The following is a 14,966-nucleotide window of genomic DNA, read 5'->3' on the forward strand; positions in this document are numbered from 1 at the left end:
TTTATTTGAAGTTCGGCAATAACGCATCACTTAAGCGGCCAAATTCTTTGATGCTCAATGTTTCGCCCCGTCTGGAAGGATCCACTTCCGCGGCTTCGAGAGCGGCAAGTATGTGTTCCTTTTTTGATTTACCATCTGGCATCTGACTGGTCAAGTTATTTAAAATCGTTTTCCGACGCTGTGCAAAGCACGCCCGGGTCACAGTAAATAAGAAATCCTCATCCAGGACCTCGACGATTGGCTTCACACGCCTAGTAAGGCGGATTACAGCTGAATCAACATTAGGCTGAGGCATGAATACCGTTTTTGGTACGATCATCACTGTTTCGGCTTCTGTATAATATTGAATGGCAATGGATAAAGAACCATATTCCTTTGTCCCAGGTTTTGCGGCAATTCGGTCAGCCACTTCTTTTTGCAGCATGCACACGATGCCTCTAATGGGCAAGTCCTCGGACAATAGCTTTAAAATGATCGGTGTCGTGACATAGTATGGCAGGTTTGCAACAACCATCAAGTCCGAGAATCCAGCAAATTCATCCTCGATGACCTTCTTGACATCAGCCTTAAGAACATCCCCGTGAATGATGTTTACATTGTTATAGGGAGACAGTGTATCCGATAAAATGGGCAGTAGACGCTGATCAATCTCAAAGGCCGCAACCTTTTTGCTGCTTTTCGCCAGTTGTTCCGTCAATGCCCCGATTCCCGGCCCAATTTCGATGGCGCCACTTTCCTCTGTCAAGTTGGCATGTTCGACAATACGTTTCAAGATATTCGTATCGATTAAAAAGTTTTGGCCTAAGCTTTTTTTAAAGGAGAATCCGTACTTCTTTAATATTTCTTTCGTTCTGACAGGGGTTGCAATATCCTTATTCATTTTTTTCCTCCTGAATTATCTGTACCATCGCTTTTTCAAAAGCCTCAGTTGATATTTGGAACATTTTTAGTCTCTTATATAACTGTTTACCATTGGTAAACCCGATTTTTAATATAGATCCAAGTTTTTCCCTTCGTTCCTTGGCACCGGATCCCCCGATTAAACCTGCATCTATTAAATCCTGCTGTGAAATCTCTTCTGAAGCCTCTTCATCCATTATTTGGGCATCCTTTAAAGCATTACGAATTGCCTCAGGAGAAGCATGTTCCACACCAATTCCTCTACCTGACTTAGGAAGGGCTTCCTTCTTCGTTAAAAAGGCGTGTTTACACCCTTTTACTTGTTCTGAAATGATATTCCTGATTTTTTGACCTGGAAAATCAGGGTCAGTGAAAATGATGGCTCCACGTGTCTTTTGTGCAAGCCTCACCTGTTCAATACAGGACTCATTCACCGCTGATCCGTTGGTTTCTATTGTATCAGCATTAACAGCCCTTTTTATCGCCACCGTATCGTCTTTTCCTTCTACAATAATAATTTCTTTAATCTTTTTCATGGTTTCCTCCATACAGAAAAGCGCAAGCGCTTTGATTAGCTCTTGGATAAACGTAACCGGTCCCCCGTAAAAAACTTTTTTGGGTAAAGAAGATCATTTATGAAAGTTTACACGCATATATTGAAATCTTATGGAATGGTGAGACGTCTATCTTATTAAAACAGTTTTACATGGGGTTTTTCAACAAATGGAAAATAAAACGCAAAAAACAGGAGACGAATTCATCTCCTGCGAGAGAAACCTTATTAGTCCAATACGCGAATCTTTACTCTCTTTACACCCCAGCGATAGGCATCGTTTTTTGAAGAAAAGAAGACGTCAATCCTATTTCCCTTTATTGCTCCGCCTTTATCAGCTGCTACAGCATAGCCATATCCCTCTACATATACTTTCGACCCCATGGGAATTACGCTTGGATCGACAGCAATGATTTTCGCACCCGGATTACTCTTTAGATCTACTCCTGTGGACGTGACTCCGGAACAGCCCTTACAACTGGCAGTATAAGCTGTTGAAGATACGTATATTTCCTTTCCACTTGAAGAACTAACGTTAGTTACTCCCCGTGATGCCTGTGCAACCGTCGTTCGAGTTCCGACCGTTACAACTTTATCCTGCTTTTTATTAACTACTTTTTCTGAAAGTAATTCTCTTTTGACCTCTTTGCCATTTTCTTTAACAACTTCATATTTCTTGGAAACGAGTCCATCTTTTCCTTCTTTGACAATTTTCTCTTTCCCTTTTGATAAAGAGTCATCTTTTTTAGTTATGACAGCAAAGTCAACTGGTTCTTCCACTACATCGGTGACTTTTTCAATTCGAACTACGTTTACCGTATTCTCAGCTTTAACTTTTTCGGTTAATTCTGGCTCAACTCGATCCAAATCATTGAGTTTTACTCCTTGTTGCTTTAAAAAGTCAGCGACAGTAGTCGAAGTTGACCATACCTGCTTTTCGTCTCCACCCACCACTAATTTCAGTGAAAAGGCTTTGTCTATGGCAACTTCCATATTCGCTTTCAGCTTCGTACTTTTTGAAGGGGTGATCTTATCCTGTTCCTTCACACTTAGATTTTGGTCTTTTAAAAGTTCATCTACCGTATCTGCGGTGGACCAGACTTCCTTCTTCTTACCATCCTGTACCATGACGATTTTTTGTGCAGGCTTCCAAACCACCTCCAAATCATCATCAACCTTTGTGGCTCTTGATGGGTGGACATAATCTGCGGCTTGAACCTTAATCTCTAAATCTTCCAACATATCATTTACAGTAGCCGCGTGTGTACGCACTACCTCTTTTTTTCCATCTAGCATGATTGTTACTGTATCCTTTGTTCCTTGATATATAAGTATTCCCAATGCTGTAGAAACAAGAATAGCACTGCAAATGGCCATTGCCATTCTCTTCTTCCCAAAAGGTTTGGGAATAAGGTTTTTCATAGTTTTTAATAGAATGAAAAACTCCTCCTTCCTCCCGGTGATTATATAGACTTAGTTATCAAGCTGTCAACCCATTCACTTCTCATTCAGGAAATTACTACCTATTATGCATATTCCATATTGAAAAGGAAAGGGCGACTTCTCGACATAATAAGCCTATAGTTGGAGTGAAATTTGTTGAAACCTTAAAAAAATCGATTTTAGCTAGCAAACCCCGGGAGATATTGTAAAAAAAAATGTCAGTTAATGCCGAATAATTTCTTGGCATTTTCCGTTGTTGCCTGGGAAACTTCCTCTATTGTAAGCTGTTTGATTTCTGCAATTTGTTCAGCGACAAGTTTCACATATGAAGGTTCATTACGCTTCCCTCTATATGGATGTGGAGCCAAGTATGGACAATCGGTCTCAATCAGTAAACGGTCTAAAGGTACGGCTGCTGCCACTTCCTTAGGTTTTTTTGCATTCTTGAAGGTCACAGGGCCTCCCAATGAAATATAAAAATTCATATTGATGCACTCCATAGCCGTTTCTGCACTTCCGCTAAAGCAATGCATGATGCCCCCAACCCTTGATGCCTCTTCTTCCTTCAGTATGTTCACGATATCCGCGGTCGCTTCCCGATTATGGATGATAATGGGCAGCCCCACCTTTTTGGCCAATCGAATCTGCTTCCTGAACACCTCCATTTGAACATCTTTCGGAGATTTATCCCAATGATAATCCAGGCCCATCTCCCCAATGGCCACAACCTTTGGATGATTGGATAATTCCTCGATCCATTGTAAGTCGTCTTCTGTCATATCTATAGCATCCACAGGATGCCATCCGACTGCGGCATACATGAAATCATAAGTTTCTATTAATTCCATTGCCCTTATAATGGTAGGCCGGTCAAAACCAACGACTACCATATTATCGACCCCTGCTTCCTTAGCTCTTTCTATTACGTCTTCGAGATCCTCGTTGAATTGTTCCGCATTAACATGTACATGTGTGTCAAATAACATTATTTTTCTTCCTTTCTAGCACTATTTTATAAAAAAATGAAAGTTTTATGTTTCACATTTAGGTAACAAACAGATTACAAAAGAGGCAGTATGCCCAATTAATAAATGTAGAACCAAAAACTAAACCTATATTACGTTACTTTTTCCAAAAGCATAAAGAAAAAAACATAAAAATGTTTCATATGAAACACCTTTATGTTTTCATCCGTTTATTTCACCTTTGAACCATTTGGAATCGATGAATCTATTGTAGCGACTGAGAGCACATCATCCTGGCTTCCCGCCAAAATCATTCCTTGAGAGAGCTCGCCACGAAGTTTAACAGGTTTCAAATTCGTGACACATATCACTTTTTTGCCTACTAAATCTTCTGGTTTATAGTGCTGTGCAATGCCTGATACGACTTGCCGTTTCTCATAACCCAAATCAAGCTGAAGTTTAAGAAGCTTATCCGCCTTCTTTACAGGCTCAACTGCCATTACCTCAGCAACACGCAGCTCCACTTTTGTAAAGTCATCAATAGTGATTTCATCAACCTCGGGAATCGTCTCTTCCACTTTTTCCTCGGCCTTAGGGGCATCCCCCTGCATTTGTTCTTTAATATATAAAACTTCCTCTTCCATATCCAAACGAGGGAAGATCGGGTCTCCCTTCAAGACTTTTGTTTCAGCAGGAATTTGACCGAACTCCGCTAAACTGTCCCAGGATTTCAACACATCATCTTTGATGCTAAGCTGAGCAAAGATCTTTTCCGGTGTTTGCGTCAAGAATGGTTTCAAAAGGATTGCCGTCCTGCGTAATGATTCCGCCAAATGAACCATGACACTGGCAAGGTCTTGTTTCTTTGATTCATCTTTAGCAAGAGTCCATGGCTGGGTCTCATCAATGAATTTATTTGTTCTGCTCACGAGTTGCCAAATGGATGTCAGTGCAACTGAAAATTCCATGTTTTCCATTGCTTCCTCATACTTGCCAACCGTTTCTTGGTTCATTTCAAGCAAAGCTTTTTCGAATTCGCCATTGGATCCTTCGTAATTTGGAATCACACCATCAAAATATTTATTGACCATTGCAACTGTTCGATTTAATAAATTCCCTAAATCATTGGCCAGGTCAAAATTGATCCGTTCCACAAACCCTTCCGGTGTAAATACCCCATCGGAACCAAATGGTACTTCACGCAATAAATAGTAGCGTAAAGAATCCAAACCGTAACGATCGATCAATGTAACGGGATCCACTACATTTCCTTTTGATTTGGACATTTTACCATCTTTCATGAGAAGCCATCCGTGGGCGAAGACTTTCTTTGGAAGCGGCACGTCAAGAGCCATTAACATGATCGGCCAATAAATTGTATGGAAACGAACGATTTCCTTTCCGACCAGATGTACATCTGCCGGCCAATAATTCAAGTATTTAGAATCATTGTCCGTTCCATACCCTAATGCCGTTATATAATTGGTCAAAGCATCTATCCATACATAAATGACATGCTTTGGATCTCCCGGCACCTTGATGCCCCAATCGAAAGTAGTACGTGAAACGGCCAGATCTTCCAATCCAGGCTTGATGAAGTTATTGATCATTTCGTTTTTGCGGGATTCCGGCTGAATGAAATCCGGGTTTTCCTCATAAAACTTAAGTAACCGATCCGCATATTTACTCATCTTAAAGAAATAAGATTCCTCTTTCACCTTTTCAACAGGCCTACCGCAATCAGGACAGTTTCCATTGCTCTCTTCGACTTGACGTTCCGTGAAGAAAGATTCGCAAGGTGTACAATATAATCCTTCATATTGGTCTAAATATATATCACCCTGGTCCAATAACCTTTTGAAAATCTTGGCTACGACCTCTTTATGGCGATCTTCCGTCGTCCTGATGAAATCATCATATGAAATATCAAGCTTTTCCCAGAGTTCTTTAATCCCTGATACGATATTATCTACATATTGCTGTGGAGTGATTCCTTCCTCAGCCGCTTTACGCTGGATTTTTTGACCATGTTCATCAGTTCCTGTTAAATACATGACATCGAAGCCACGCATCCTTTTATAACGAGCCATGGCATCCCCTGCCACTGTCGTATACGCGTGCCCTATATGTAAATTGCCACTCGGATAATATATGGGTGTCGTGATATAGAATGTTTTTAATTTATCTTGCACTTCGTTCCCTCCTCATCATTTGAAAAACCGGCTATGGGACTGGCCCAAGCCATAAGAATATATTTAAGCTATTATCTCTATTTTAACGCTATATACAATTCTGTGCGACAATAATCACTAATCTAATCATCATGTTAATAGAATAAAAAAATAATAAATAGACTCAACTTAAAAATAAGGGTACTTCCCTTCTGTCAGCATTACCTCTTACCTCAACAAAATATACCTAAATTTCTTTTTTTGTGCAACAACTCACATATTCGTAAACTTTTTCAGAAAATTATCCTTAATTCAGAACTTTTGTTTTGAAACTAAAATATATTTAATCATATAATAGGGAAGTATGTTTTCATATGCATACTTTGTCGAAATGTGGTGAAGGGAGCAGTTCTTTGTATCCTGCATTTCTTTACTTTTAATGGCATAACCGATTTTTTCTCTTTAAAAGCCATTTTGTCACACGAAATGGGCCCTGCTATTTCTTACAAAAAAATGAAAATAAATCATTGACGAATTTGGGAATGGCTGGTATTATAAATTTATAAAAAAATTTGTCGAATAATGGCGAAAAAAATAGAAATAGGGTACTAGATTGTAACTGAGAGGAGAAATTTTTAAATGAAATCTACAGGTATTGTTCGTAAAGTTGATGAGTTAGGCCGGGTGGTTATTCCAATCGAACTTCGTCGTACATTGGGTATCGCTGAGAAGGACGCTCTTGAAATCTATGTGGATGATGAGCGCATCATCTTGAAAAAATACAAACCAAACATGACTTGCCAAGTTACAGGTGAAGTTTCCGATAACAACCTTACACTTGCTAATGGTAAATTGATTCTTAGTCGTGAAGGTGCAGAATTACTTATTCAAGAAATTCAACAAAGCTTCACTGCTTCTAAATAAATGATAAAAAAACTTCCGTTCTTCGGAAGTTTTTTTATGCTTATTATTATTGTATATCAATGTGAAAAGCTTGATATACATCGCGTTTTTGCATATTGCGATCTTTTGCGACCTGCTTGATTGCGTCCTTTGAAGTGAACTCCTTGGTTTCTATATAATGATTAACATGACCGACGATATCTAGGGCCATCCACCAAGCTTCTTCCGATTCATCCTCCGACCATTGCCCGCCTTCAATTATTAAACAGAACTCACCGCGAATTTCGGACTCCACCGCCCATGTCAAGGCCTCACTCACAGTCCCTCGAATGAACTCTTCAAATTTCTTGGTTAACTCCCGGCATAATACTATACGACGGTCACCTAAAATTTCATGCATATGTTTCAATGTTTCTTTCAATCGATGTGGCGATTCATAAACGATCCAAGTTGATTCCATTTTTTTTAACTTTTCCAGTTCCTGCTTTTTTTCTTTTGCTCCCCTTTGTAAAAAACCATAGAAGTAAAAAGGCTGGGGAACCAGTCCAGATGCGATCAATGCAGTTAATGCAGCATTTGCCCCCGGCAACGGAATGACTTTAAACTGTTCGGCAATGGCATCTTTGACCAGTTCATATCCCGGGTCGGATATCGTCGGCAAGCCAGCATCACTTACTAATGCGATGACCTCTCCAGATCGAAGCCTCTCAAGCATTTGCTTCCCGCTATATTCCTTATTATGTTCATGATAGCTGACGATAGGTGTCGAAATTTCAAAGTAGTTACATAATTTCTTCGTATTTCGCGTGTCCTCAGCAGCAATGACATCCGCTTCCTTTAAGATTCTTAAAGCCCGGAAACTCATATCCTCAAGGTTTCCTATCGGTGTAGGAACCAGATATAGAGCCGGCTCCAATCCTTCTTTTTCAAAACTCTTTTGCTGCCACATATCATGTATCCTCCTTTGCCATCCACTTTTCCTTTTGTTTTCTTGTTAATTGCTTAAATTTATATTCAGCCTGCATGGCCAATGTCCGTGTTTCGAATATTTCATGATAAATCAGTTCAACCGGTGTCCGGCCACGTGTATACTTAGCGCCCCTGCCTTGATTATGAACATCAATCCTGCGGTGCAAATCATTGGTATACCCAGCATAATAACTGCCGTCCCTGCACTTTAAAACATAAAAATAATGCTTATTCCTCTCCATATAGAATCCTTCTAATTTCGGGATTATACTCATTTTGATCATTATATACAACAAGCGGGGGAAGAATCTTTAAATCAGGGTTGCCGTCCTTTATCCCTTCAATAAGAATCGTATTCGCTTCTTTTGAACTCTTAGGATAAACGAATTGCAGTCGCTTCGGTTCAATTCTGTACATCCTCATGAAATGCAGGATATCCATAAGACGGCCCGGTCTATGAACGAATGCAGCTTTCCCACCTTGACGCAGCAATTGGCTTGAAACCCGCATGACGTCCTCAAGATTACACATGATTTCATGTCGGGCGATTGCAAAGTGCTCATTTTTGTTAATTTCCTCGATGGATGGCGTCGGGAAATAGGGTGGATTGCAAGTAACGACATCATATTTGCTATACCCTATCTGCTTTGGGATTTCTTTTATATCTCCATGAATCATCTCGATTTGGGAGGTCACGCCATTATAGTCCATGCTCCTCTGGGCCATGTCATATAACCGCTCTTGAATTTCAACACCGGTAATTGTCCCTTTTGTTCTTGTACTCAGCAGCAAAGGTATGACCCCATTGCCTGAGCAAAGATCGACGATTTTCCCTTTTTGAATCGGTACATTCACGAACCTTGATAATAAAACGGCATCTAATGAAAAAGAGAACACCGATGGGCTCTGGATGATCCTTAAATTCTCAGCCAAAAGATAATCCAGGCGCTCATCTCCATTAAGTTCAACCATTGCTGTTACCCTCCTAATCATGTATGAAAAAGCATGTTTAGGGACCATGCTTCTAAGTTACTGTCGTACAAAAAGGGGCCTGACTCATAGTATGCGTCAGACCCCGAATCACTATATATTGTAAACGGTCTATCTATCACGTAAAAGAGATGGAACATCTTTTATATTATCCATTATCACTTCTTGTTTAAAAAAGATAAACAGAACAGGCAATCCCCTTCTTTTCGTAAACTGCCAAAATGCAGATTGCAAATATGAAAGCCTTCTTGATAGATACGGGCTAAGTTATCATAGCCTTCCCCGATATCCATAACCTTTTCCGCACTTGGAGTACGGTTTTTCACTTTTTGTTTGACCTTAACTGCAGCAGGCGCACTTTCGACTTCCACAAGGCCCAACCGATGGCGCAAATGCTCGTTTTCCAGCTTGACCGACTGATTTTCCTCAAGGATTTCAGCTAAGTTCTGCTTCAATTCTCCAAGCTGCTTATATAATTGGCCTATCTGGGTTTCCATATTGGTCACCGAATCAAAAATATTTTTCTTATCCACGCTCTCCCACCACCTTAATAATCTGTGGCTTGAATAGAAACGGCTCCCTCTTTTAGAATCTCATCTAGAGTATACTCTAATACTCTTTCTTGCCCGATTAGTTCAATCTGAAGTACGCGTTCTAGAATATTAAGCCCCACTACCTTGCCTTTGCCACCAGGCGTATTAATCATTTCACCTAAATCAGGAAGCATTTCCTTCGCACTTTCATACTCATCATTTTCATATTTCAGACAGCACATCAATCGTCCGCATAAACCTGAGATTTTTGTAGGGTTTAATGATAAATTCTGATCCTTCGCCATTTTGATGGAAACCGGTTCAAAATCTCCAAGAAATGTGGAGCAACAAAGCATTCTGCCACAAGGTCCGATGCCACCAAGCATCTTTGCCTCATCCCTTACCCCGATTTGGCGCAGTTCTATGCGAGTTCTGAATATGGCAGCTAAATCTTTGACTAAATCACGGAAATCCACGCGACCATCCGCTGTAAAATAAAACACGACTTTATTTCTGTCGAAAGTATATGACACATCAACCAGCTTCATATCCAGCTTATGTTCCACAACCTTTTGACAACATATAGTGTAAGCCTCTTCTGCAGCCGCCTTATTCTCGTCTACAATCAGCTTATCTTTTGCATCAGCGACCCGAAGTACTTTTTTCAATGGCAGGACAACATCGTTTTCATCTACTTGTTTACGGGCTGTAACGACTTTACCGAATTCAACACCGCGGACAGTCTCCACTATTACAAAATCGTCCTTAGGAATTGCGAATTCACCCGGATCGAAGTAGTATATTTTGCCCGCCTTTTTAAAACGGACACCTACAACATCATACAAATCATGATCCCTCCTGCAAATTCAGCACAAGCTGTTCCATCAACAGCTGTGGATTCGTGTTGGACATCAGCTTCCTTTTTGCTTCCAAAATGCAACCCATATGTTCAGCAAGGCGTCTTGGGGAAAGATGAAGAGCGTGAGTTTCAAATTCCTTCAGTTTATTTTGGAACACAACGAAGTCCTTTTTGTCCAACTGAATGTATAATAAATCCTTATATATAAGAAGTAACAAATCAAGACCTCTGTCAACCTGTTCTCTTTCTTTAAAGTGTGTGAACCAATCCGTCTGAAGGTACAGCATTGCCTTCAAGGAATTAAGTTTTAACACTTCATATAATTTTACCACTATTTTTTGAGCTTGTACAAACCATTCATCATGGCTAAGCTCGATTCCAGCTTCCACATTCTGTGTGATGTGGGCAATAACTGAGGCCAGCTGTGGTTCTAACTCCTGTTCTATCAACTTCCGTTTCACATTCTCCGGAGATAATGGCTTGAACGAAATCACTTGGCACCTTGATAATATAGTCGGCAGAATCCTCTGAAGCTGTTCGGTCATCAATATTGCTACAGTATCAGCCGAAGGTTCTTCTAAAAATTTCAATAGACTGTTGGCTGCCCCCACCGACATTTTGTCAGCATCGGCAATCATATAAACCTTCCGATCTGCCTCTACGCTCTTTTTCGAAAATTCTTCCTGAAGCCCCTTGATTTGCTCTTTCTTTATTGAGAGACCGTCTTTTTCTATCAAATGGACATCTGGATGATTCCCACTTGAAATCCGTTTGCAATTCCGACAAAGTTCGCATGGCTCATAACCTGCTGTCGGGGCTTCACATAGTAAGCTTTTGGCAAAGGCATAGCTTATCTCTTGCTTGCCTGTCCCTTTTTCTCCTTCAAATAAATACGCATGAGCCACCCTGTTCTTCGTTATGCTATTTTGCAGCATCGTCATTACCTGCGGCTGAATTTCACTCATGTCCTGCCATGTTTTATCCAAAACCATCAACTCACTTAGGTATATAAATTAATCAGAAGACCTTTAATCTCGCCAATCATTTCCAATATTTCAAGCGAACTTTTCTCTTTATTAAGAATTTCCTCGCTTAACTCAACTAATTTTGCATCTATCGTTTCCACGGTTTTCAATGGCCGGCTCTGTCCATATTCATTCCAGCTCGTTGATTGCTTCAGTTCCAGTCCATATTCAACCGCTTCTTTAACAAATCGTTTCACCAATGCTTTATATTTTGCCAATTCCCTAAAAGTACGTGCCCTTACTAAACGCTGACCCGCCCCTTCAATATCGCCTATCAAACGGTTTAATGTTTGGATTTGCATCTTTTGATCCTGTGTCTGGACCATTTGTTGAAACCTTCCATTTCCGGTTTGAAATTGTTTGGCATCCTGACGCGATTTATCCGGCTTAATAGGGATATCATGGTTGATTTTCATAATGAACCTCCCTGAAACTAACCGTTAAAATTGTAAAAAGTTTTCAACCGGCAGAACAAAAATGGTCGCACCGCCCACTTGAATCTCCACTGGGTAAGGTACATATGACTCGGCATTCCCGCCCATCGGTGAAACCGGTGAAACTAATTGGGATCGTGACTGACAATTCTGTTTGATGATCTGGATGGCTTGGTCAACACGTTCATCCTCTGTTCCAATCATAAAAGTCGTATTACCTGATTTTAAAAACCCGCCAGTGCTGGCTAGCTTGGTCGTTCCGAAATTATTTTCCACTAATTGATTCAGCAGGCGATGACTATCCTTGTCTTGAACGACAGCAATGATCATTTTCATTCTCATCATCCTCCGGTTACTCTGAATTTTTACTAACTACATTATATCAAATAGTATTGGTTGAATAATATGGAAACCTATATAATCAGTTTCCCGCCCTCGCTAAAAAATCCAATAGGCCGGCTTTCGTTTCCTCAAAGACTTCATCTATTGACCGGCCAGCATCCACGATAATGAAACGTTCTTTCCATCTATTTATAATGAACTGATACCCTTCACAAACTTTTTTATGAAAGTCGAGGGCTTCAAGATCCAGCCGGTTCACTTCCCGTTCCCCATTGGACTGGATGCGTCTCAATCCCTCTTCCGGGTCGATATCAAAAAAGAGCGTGGCATCTGGCATCATATCTCCAATTGCAAATTTATTGATATTGTAAACTTCTTCTATATCCAAACCTCTTGCATGACCCTGATAGGCTAACGAGCTATCTATAAACCGGTCACAGAGGACAATTCCCCCTCGTTCCAGCTCAGGCATGACCACTTCCACTAAATGCTGACGCCTTGCTGCTGCGTATAATAAAGCCTCTGTCCTCGAGTCCATGGCTGTATTATCTTTATTAAGGATCACTTCCCTAATTTGCTCCGAAATGGGAACTCCCCCCGGCTCACGGGTTAATAGAACTTGATAGCCTTCTTGTTGCAGAGCCTTGCCAAGCATTTGGGTAATGGTTGTTTTCCCGGCACCCTCTGGCCCTTCCATTGTTATAAAAATACCACGTTTCATCGATGTACCTCCAAGGTTCTTTGTATGTAGTATATCATTTTAACCTGTCTGCCCGCTTTCATAAACGATTAATTCTCCATTTGAAAGGGAGGAACCACCATGAAACCTTGATCCCATTTCCAGCAGTCTCCGCAAATTGGATATATGTTCAGGAGTAATCATTTCCCCGGACATAATTAAAGGGATGCCCGGCGGATAAGGAATGACCATCTCGGCGGATACCTCTCCGACTGCTTTCCGTAATGGGACAGGTCTTGCTTTGCTATGCTTCATGACGGAGTAGGGCATTTCAAGCCCTGCCATTGACCTTCCATCAGGCCAGAGGACCCGAAGATCTGCTTCCTTGTTTCCAGTTCTGTCTTGAGTGGCACTTTTTATAGTTTGTATGATTTCATGAAAAGGAAAATCGGTACCCCTTTTTAACAAGGGTAAAATCATTAATAAATTATCAGGATCAGCCAACTCCGTAAAAATGCCTTTGGCTTCACATAGTTGCTGTAACTCAAATCCACTTAAACCATTTGTTGATTGAATGACTACTTTTAGCGGGTCTGCCAAGGTGCCTGGCGGCGCCTCCAACACCCTTACTGTCTGCAGGGCACCCAGTTTTCCTCTGAAGTCCGATATCTTTTCAATAAGGAATTTTTTATCTTCTGATGTATAAGCGGCTAAATAGGCCCTGGCCAAGTCGAGCGAACCCATAATTGGGTAAGATGGACTGCTGGACTGAAGCATTTGTAAATAGAATGATGCTTGGTCAACATCAATTAAGGATGAATTCACATGAAGAAATGACCCCATCGTCATGGCCGGCAGTGTTTTATGCGCTGAATGGACAACGGCGTCTGCCCCTGCCAAAATGGCCGACTTGGGAAACGGACTTCCTAACTGAAAATGAGCGCCATGTGCCTCGTCCACCAGCACTGGGATCCCCCTTTGATGTGCGAGTCTTATCATTTCCGTCAAGTCTTCACCAATTCCATAATAATTAGGATAGGTAATAATGATGGCTTTTGCATCTGGATGTACACTCAAGGCTTCTTCAATTAAATTTGATCCCACACCGCCGGCAATGCCCCATTTCCCATAATAATCCGGTTGCAAAAAAATGGGTTGTACATTCGCTAACATCAATCCATGTAAAATTGATTTATGGCAGTTTCTTTGGACAAGGACTTTATCACCTTCCCGGCAAGCAGCAAGAATCATGGCAATGTTGCCTACTGTGGACCCATTAACGAGAAAATAACTCCGCTTTACCCCATATAGATCAGCGAGTAGTTGCTCGGACTTTAGAATGGCCCCCTCTGGAGCATGCAGGTCATCTAAGCCGCTTATTTCCGTGGCATCAATACCAAGCAGGGGGTTGTATAAGGCTTGGCCCTTTTTATTAAACACCCGTCCATTTTTATGCCCTGGGACATGCAGGGATATGGAGCTTTTTTTATGAAAAGCACTCATTGCATCGAACAATGGTGTCTGTGATTGATTCATTTTTCTCTTCCCTCATATCATAGTATTTTTTCATTTTATCAAATAAGTATAATTTTATCTCATATTGCGTCGACAGAAAGGCAATTATGCATCTCTGAACAGTCTGTTTGGAGGGAACTTACAGAAACATGGGAGCATGTTGCCAAGCATTCTTCTAAAGTACCAAAAAAAGAATCAGAGACTAAAGAAACACACATTTCTTTTATCTCTGATTCTTTAACTTTCCACAAACTATTTTTTCATGATAATATTTCAGGATTAGTGACTTTTCTTAATTTCTTTAAGTAATATTGGTACTTGGGATCGTTCGTATCCGTCCCGATCATATCCCTTTCGCATTCCTCACAAATAAAAGTCGTATATAGATGTATACCCATCCCTTTTACTTGTTCACAAACCGCGCACGTTTCCCCTGCCGTTGTTTTGGTTGTTGTTGTCCCCAACATCTCCACCTCCATACCTGCATTCTCCCCAAAAACCATTGTTCGCATACATTGATTTAAATAGTTTAAGAGAACCCGGGGATGCTTTTAACAATGTATGATGAAGAATTTCAATACGTGTATGTCTTCATAAAAGTTTCCATAATTGATAATCCCTTTATATCCAATGATTTTTCTTTGCATTAAGCAAAAAAAAGACCAGCCGGATGGCTGATCTTTTT

17 protein-coding genes are annotated in these 14,966 nt (G+C 40.7%); 1 reads left to right on the top strand and 16 read right to left on the bottom strand.

Annotation, left to right across the window (positions count from 1 at the left end; translation table 11 throughout):
* Position 1: 1 nt before the first annotated feature.
* The 5 genes from rsmA to metG form a co-directional block, all read right to left on the bottom strand.
* Positions 2–880, bottom strand: a complete 879-nt coding sequence (rsmA, locus tag AC2YHV_RS26005) for a 16S rRNA (adenine(1518)-N(6)/adenine(1519)-N(6))-dimethyltransferase RsmA (RefSeq protein ID WP_034316346.1) — start codon at positions 878–880, stop codon at positions 2–4.
* Positions 873–1,436, bottom strand: coding sequence for a ribonuclease M5 (gene rnmV / locus AC2YHV_RS26010; protein ID WP_034316348.1), 564 nt, complete (start codon positions 1,434–1,436; stop codon positions 873–875). The genes rsmA and rnmV overlap by 8 nt, the downstream gene beginning before the upstream one ends.
* 245 nt (positions 1,437–1,681) lie before the next feature.
* On the bottom strand, positions 1,682–2,836 hold the full coding sequence (locus tag AC2YHV_RS26015) for a G5 and 3D domain-containing protein (RefSeq protein ID WP_241637883.1): 1,155 nt from the start codon (positions 2,834–2,836) through the stop codon (positions 1,682–1,684).
* Between the two features lie 278 nt (positions 2,837–3,114).
* Positions 3,115–3,882 carry a TatD family hydrolase gene (locus AC2YHV_RS26020; RefSeq protein ID WP_057276490.1) on the bottom strand — a complete coding sequence of 256 codons (768 nt, stop codon included), beginning with the start codon at positions 3,880–3,882 and terminating at the stop codon, positions 3,115–3,117.
* 209 nt (positions 3,883–4,091) lie between these two features.
* On the bottom strand, positions 4,092–6,053 hold the full coding sequence (metG, locus tag AC2YHV_RS26025; protein ID WP_095679967.1) for a methionine--tRNA ligase: 1,962 nt from the start codon (positions 6,051–6,053) through the stop codon (positions 4,092–4,094).
* A 618-nt stretch (positions 6,054–6,671) separates the two neighbouring features.
* Here metG and abrB point away from each other — a divergent pair.
* Entirely contained in the window at positions 6,672–6,956 is a 285-nt protein-coding gene (abrB, locus tag AC2YHV_RS26030) for a transition state genes transcriptional regulator AbrB (protein WP_034316356.1), read from the top strand.
* A 46-nt stretch (positions 6,957–7,002) separates the two neighbouring features.
* Here abrB and rsmI read toward each other — a convergent pair whose 3' ends face one another.
* The 11 genes from rsmI to AC2YHV_RS26085 form a co-directional block, all read right to left on the bottom strand.
* The gene (gene rsmI / locus AC2YHV_RS26035) at positions 7,003–7,884 is read right to left on the bottom strand and encodes a 16S rRNA (cytidine(1402)-2'-O)-methyltransferase (RefSeq protein WP_057276488.1); all 882 of its coding nucleotides are present in this window, start codon (positions 7,882–7,884) and stop codon (positions 7,003–7,005) included.
* A gap of 1 nt (position 7,885) precedes the next feature.
* The gene (locus tag AC2YHV_RS26040) at positions 7,886–8,146 is read right to left on the bottom strand and encodes a GIY-YIG nuclease family protein (RefSeq protein WP_034316360.1); all 261 of its coding nucleotides are present in this window, start codon (positions 8,144–8,146) and stop codon (positions 7,886–7,888) included.
* The gene (locus AC2YHV_RS26045) at positions 8,133–8,876 is read right to left on the bottom strand and encodes a tRNA1(Val) (adenine(37)-N6)-methyltransferase (RefSeq protein WP_034316362.1); all 744 of its coding nucleotides are present in this window, start codon (positions 8,874–8,876) and stop codon (positions 8,133–8,135) included. Before AC2YHV_RS26045 ends, AC2YHV_RS26040 begins: the two co-directional genes overlap by 14 nt.
* A gap of 176 nt (positions 8,877–9,052) precedes the next feature.
* The gene (gene yabA, locus AC2YHV_RS26050; protein WP_034316364.1) at positions 9,053–9,427 is read right to left on the bottom strand and encodes a DNA replication initiation control protein YabA; all 375 of its coding nucleotides are present in this window, start codon (positions 9,425–9,427) and stop codon (positions 9,053–9,055) included.
* A gap of 14 nt (positions 9,428–9,441) precedes the next feature.
* The gene (locus AC2YHV_RS26055; protein WP_048689969.1) at positions 9,442–10,272 is read right to left on the bottom strand and encodes a PSP1 domain-containing protein; all 831 of its coding nucleotides are present in this window, start codon (positions 10,270–10,272) and stop codon (positions 9,442–9,444) included.
* A gap of 1 nt (position 10,273) precedes the next feature.
* The gene (holB, locus tag AC2YHV_RS26060) at positions 10,274–11,278 is read right to left on the bottom strand and encodes a DNA polymerase III subunit delta' (RefSeq protein WP_141236117.1); all 1,005 of its coding nucleotides are present in this window, start codon (positions 11,276–11,278) and stop codon (positions 10,274–10,276) included.
* Between the two features lie 8 nt (positions 11,279–11,286).
* Entirely contained in the window at positions 11,287–11,727 is a 441-nt protein-coding gene (locus AC2YHV_RS26065; protein WP_487374449.1) for a YaaR family protein, read from the bottom strand.
* Positions 11,728–11,751: 24 nt separating this feature from the next.
* Positions 11,752–12,081 (bottom strand): cyclic-di-AMP receptor, encoded by a 330-nt coding sequence (locus AC2YHV_RS26070; RefSeq protein ID WP_034316369.1) that lies wholly within the window; start codon positions 12,079–12,081, stop codon positions 11,752–11,754.
* Between the two features lie 85 nt (positions 12,082–12,166).
* Positions 12,167–12,808, bottom strand: coding sequence for a dTMP kinase (tmk, locus tag AC2YHV_RS26075; RefSeq protein WP_487374450.1), 642 nt, complete (start codon positions 12,806–12,808; stop codon positions 12,167–12,169).
* A gap of 39 nt (positions 12,809–12,847) precedes the next feature.
* Positions 12,848–14,302: an aminotransferase class I/II-fold pyridoxal phosphate-dependent enzyme gene (locus tag AC2YHV_RS26080; RefSeq protein ID WP_487374451.1), complete on the bottom strand. Its 1,455-nt coding sequence runs from the start codon at positions 14,300–14,302 to the stop codon at positions 12,848–12,850.
* Positions 14,303–14,541: 239 nt separating this feature from the next.
* On the bottom strand, positions 14,542–14,760 hold the full coding sequence (locus AC2YHV_RS26085; RefSeq protein WP_082609258.1) for a sigma factor G inhibitor Gin: 219 nt from the start codon (positions 14,758–14,760) through the stop codon (positions 14,542–14,544).
* Between the last annotated feature and the right edge of the window lie 206 nt (positions 14,761–14,966).

It is taken from the genome of Peribacillus sp. SRI_006 (assembly GCF_057586375.1).

Excerpts from the sequence above, each read along its gene's own strand:
- AC2YHV_RS26080 (WP_487374451.1), bottom strand. The coding sequence starts at position 14,302 with ATGAATCAATCACAGACACCATTGTTCGATGCAATGAGTGCTTTTCAT.
- rsmA (WP_034316346.1), bottom strand. The coding sequence starts at position 880 with ATGAATAAGGATATTGCAACCCCTGTCAGAACGAAAGAAATATTAAAG.
- AC2YHV_RS26015 (WP_241637883.1), bottom strand. The coding sequence starts at position 2,836 with ATGGCAATGGCCATTTGCAGTGCTATTCTTGTTTCTACAGCATTGGGA.
- AC2YHV_RS26085 (WP_082609258.1), bottom strand. The coding sequence starts at position 14,760 with ATGGAGGTGGAGATGTTGGGGACAACAACAACCAAAACAACGGCAGGG.
- AC2YHV_RS26045 (WP_034316362.1), bottom strand. The coding sequence starts at position 8,876 with ATGGTTGAACTTAATGGAGATGAGCGCCTGGATTATCTTTTGGCTGAG.
- AC2YHV_RS26040 (WP_034316360.1), bottom strand. The coding sequence starts at position 8,146 with ATGGAGAGGAATAAGCATTATTTTTATGTTTTAAAGTGCAGGGACGGC.
- rnmV (WP_034316348.1), bottom strand. The coding sequence starts at position 1,436 with ATGAAAAAGATTAAAGAAATTATTATTGTAGAAGGAAAAGACGATACG.
- AC2YHV_RS26020 (WP_057276490.1), bottom strand. The coding sequence starts at position 3,882 with ATGTTATTTGACACACATGTACATGTTAATGCGGAACAATTCAACGAG.
- rsmI (WP_057276488.1), bottom strand. The coding sequence starts at position 7,884 with ATGTGGCAGCAAAAGAGTTTTGAAAAAGAAGGATTGGAGCCGGCTCTA.
- tmk (WP_487374450.1), bottom strand. The coding sequence starts at position 12,808 with ATGAAACGTGGTATTTTTATAACAATGGAAGGGCCAGAGGGTGCCGGG.
- AC2YHV_RS26070 (WP_034316369.1), bottom strand. The coding sequence starts at position 12,081 with ATGAAAATGATCATTGCTGTCGTTCAAGACAAGGATAGTCATCGCCTG.
- AC2YHV_RS26065 (WP_487374449.1), bottom strand. The coding sequence starts at position 11,727 with ATGAAAATCAACCATGATATCCCTATTAAGCCGGATAAATCGCGTCAG.
- abrB (WP_034316356.1), top strand. The coding sequence starts at position 6,672 with ATGAAATCTACAGGTATTGTTCGTAAAGTTGATGAGTTAGGCCGGGTG.
- holB (WP_141236117.1), bottom strand. The coding sequence starts at position 11,278 with ATGGTTTTGGATAAAACATGGCAGGACATGAGTGAAATTCAGCCGCAG.